This window comes from Arenibacter algicola, from assembly GCF_018860365.1.
Classification (GTDB): domain Bacteria; phylum Bacteroidota; class Bacteroidia; order Flavobacteriales; family Flavobacteriaceae; genus Arenibacter; species Arenibacter algicola_B.
In genome coordinates this window covers 1-3,596 of the sequence record NZ_JAHKPO010000012.1, presented here as the reverse complement: position 1 = coordinate 3,596, position 3,596 = coordinate 1, and the positions used below count along the sequence as shown (strand labels likewise).

Here is a 3,596-nt window from a genome sequence, read left to right as displayed (position 1 = left end):
ACGTTCATTGATTGAAATTATTGAATTAGGAAATTCTAGGGGTTGAGTAACCGTTGTAAGTAATTGTTAACTGATAACTGTTAACTGATCACTGAAAAAAAACGGGGGATTAGCTCAGCTGGCTAGAGCGCCTGCCTTGCACGCAGGAGGTCATCGGTTCGACTCCGATATTCTCCACATTGGCAATACATTGCCGTTATCTTGGCCAAAGGCCGCAAAAGGGACGACGGGGATGGCCTAAACGTTCATTGACATATTGGGACAGGGTGCGCAAAAGATTCAGGTCTTTGCGTACGCTGAAAAAGAAACACGAAAGTAAAGTAAAGTACAAGTATAATTGAGAGGGCCCTTTGGACGCTGCCGCGGAAAGGGGGCCCGCGAATAACATAAAGGTCTGGCGACAAGCTGGATAAGGGCGTATGGGGAATGCCTAGGCTCTCAGAGGCGATGAAGGACGCGATAAGCTGCGAAAAGCTGCGGGGATCGGCACATACGATGTGATCCGCAGGTATCCGAATGGGGCAACCCACTATATTGAAGGTATAGTACCCCGCAAGGGGGGCAAACCCGGTGAACTGAAACATCTAAGTAGCCGGAGGAGGAGAAAACAAAAGTGATTCCGTGAGTAGTGGCGAGCGAAAGCGGATTAGTCCAAACCGATGTTGTTTCGGCAATATCGGGGTTGTAGGACCGCGAGATTCGATGTGCGATGAATCAGAACCCTTTGGAAAGAGGGACCGAAGAGGGTGATAGTCCCGTAAGAGCAAAGAACATTATCGATAGCGGTATCCTGAGTAGTGCGGGGCACGTGAAACCCTGTATGAATCCGGCGGGACCATCCGCCAAGACTAAATACTCCTGAGAGACCGATAGTGAACCAGTACCGTGAGGGAAAGGTGAAAAGAACCCTGAACAAGGGAGTGAAAAAGATCCTGAAACCATACGCCTACAAGCGGTCGGAGCCCCTTCGGGGGTGACGGCGTGCCTTTTGCATAATGAGCCTACGAGTTACTTTTACTGGCAAGGTTAAGCACTTCAGGTGCGGATCCGTAGCGAAAGCGAGTCTGAACAGGGCGCCATAGTCAGTAGTAGTAGACGCGAAACCGTGTGATCTACCCATGGGCAGGTTGAAGCTGTGGTAACACACAGTGGAGGACCGAACCCGTTGACGTTGAAAAGTCTTGGGATGACCTGTGGGTAGGGGTGAAAGGCCAATCAAACTCGGAAATAGCTCGTACTCCCCGAAATGCATTTAGGTGCAGCGTGTAGATAGTTTTATAGAGGTAGAGCTACTGATTGGATGCGGGGGCTTCACCGCCTACCAATTCCTGACAAACTCCGAATGCTATAAAATGTTTCTGCGCAGTGAGGGCATGGGTGCTAAGGTCCATGTCCGAGAGGGAAAGAACCCAGATCACCAGCTAAGGTCCCAAAGTATATGCTAAGTTGATATAACGCGGTGGAACTGCATTGACAGCCAGGATGTTGGCTTGGAAGCAGCCATTCATTTAAAGAGTGCGTAACAGCTCACTGGTCGAGCGGTTCCGCATGGATAATAATCGGGCATAAGCATATCACCGAAGCTGTGACTTCTGTACTCGGTACAGAGGGGTAGGGGAGCATTGTAGTGCCGCTGAAGGCGATCTGTAAGGGTTGCTGGAGGAGCTACAAACGAAAATGTAGGCATAAGTAACGATAATGCGGGCGAGAAACCCGCACGCCGAAAGACCAAGGTTTCCCCAGCTATGCTAATCAGCTGGGGGTCAGTCGGGACCTAACACGAACCCGAAGGGGGTAGTGGATGGACAACAGATTAATATTTCTGTACCTGCTCACATTAAAAGTGACGGGGATGTGGCGTTGGTGCGTACTGACGGAATAGTACGTTGAAGGGAGCGGTGACGCCCCGATAGTACACTGAGGCTCCGGCCAAGGTGATAATCCAGCTTAACATCCTCCGAGAAAACCAAGTGAAGCAGCCCGTACCGCAAACCGACACAGGTGGTTGGGATGAGTATTCTAAGGCGCTCGAGAGATTCATGGCTAAGGAACTAGGCAAAATAGACCCGTAACTTCGGGAGAAGGGTCGCCCCCGCCACGGCGGGGGCCGCAGTGAAGAGGTCCAGGCGACTGTTTATCAAAAACACAGGGCTCTGCAAAATCGAGAGATGAAGTATAGGGCCTGACACCTGCCCGGTGCTGGAAGGTTAAGAGGAGATGTCATTCGCAAGGAGAAGCATTGAATTGAAGCCCCAGTAAACGGCGGCCGTAACTATAACGGTCCTAAGGTAGCGAAATTCCTTGTCGGGTAAGTTCCGACCTGCACGAATGGTGCAACGATCTGGACACTGTCTCGGCCATGAGCTCGGTGAAATTGTAGTATCGGTGAAGATGCCGGTTACCCGCAGTGGGACGAAAAGACCCCGTGCACCTTTACTATAGCTTCGTATTGACCTTGGGCAACCAATGTGTAGGATAGCTGGGAGACTTTGAAGCTGCATCGCCAGGTGTGGTGGAGTCATTGTTGAAATACCAGCCTTTGTTTGTCCGGGGCCTAACTCCCTTATGGGAGGACAGTGCGTGGTGGGTAGTTTGACTGGGGTGGTCGCCTCCAAAAGAGTAACGGAGGCTTCTAAAGGTGCCCTCAATACGGTTGGCAATCGTGTGCAGAGTGCAATGGCACAAGGGCGCTTGACTGAGAGACATACAGGTCGACCAGGTACGAAAGTAGAGCATAGTGATCCGGTGGTTCCGCATGGAAGGGCCATCGCTCAAAGGATAAAAGGTACGCCGGGGATAACAGGCTGATCTCCCCCAAGAGCTCATATCGACGGGGGGGTTTGGCACCTCGATGTCGGCTCGTCACATCCTGGGGCTGGAGAAGGTCCCAAGGGTTGGGCTGTTCGCCCATTAAAGTGGCACGCGAGCTGGGTTCAGAACGTCGTGAGACAGTTCGGTCTCTATCTACTGCGGGCGTTAGAAATTTGAGTGGACCTGACCCTAGTACGAGAGGACCGGGTTGGACCGACCGCTGGTGCACCAGTTGTCCCGCCAGGGGCATTGCTGGGTAGCTATGTCGGGATGGGATAAGCGCTGAAAGCATATAAGCGCGAAACCCGCCACAAGATGAGATTTCTTTAAAGGGCCGTGGGAGATGACCACGTCGATAGGCCATAGGTGGAAGGGCAGCAATGTCCGTAGCCGAGTGGTACTAATTGCCCGTTGGCTTGCGCAAACGCCGTCCCGCGGGAAACCGCGGGGCGCAACAAACCTTTTTTTAAACAACTGTACGTGTACCTTACCTTATTTTAGTGCGACCGCAACGGCCGCCCTGTCCCATTATTATGTCATGCTTCGGCTACGCTCAGCATCCGCTGAAGGGTACCGGACATTAAATTATATAAGTTTTTAGGTGGCCCGCCCTGCAATGCAGTTCGGGCAGACCATGGCCCAAGGGCCATGGAAAAACATCAACGATTTTAGGTGGCCATGGCGACGGGGCCCACCCCTTACCATTCCGAACAGGGAAGTTAAGCCCGTCTGCGCCGATGGTACTGCTACACCAAGTGGGAGAGTAGGCCGCCGCCTTTTTTTGA

The 3,596-nt window shown here is 52.2% G+C and carries 1 tRNA gene and 2 rRNA genes; all 3 read left to right on the top strand.

What is annotated here, in order from left to right:
• The first annotated feature begins 103 nt into the window (after positions 1-103).
• A tRNA-Ala gene (locus KO529_RS08725) sits at positions 104-177 on the top strand.
• Between the two features lie 220 nt (positions 178-397).
• A 23S ribosomal RNA gene (locus tag KO529_RS08720) occupies positions 398-3,235 on the top strand.
• Positions 3,236-3,479: 244 nt separating this feature from the next.
• Positions 3,480-3,591 (top strand): 5S ribosomal RNA (gene rrf / locus KO529_RS08715).
• Positions 3,592-3,596: the final 5 nt, after the last annotated feature.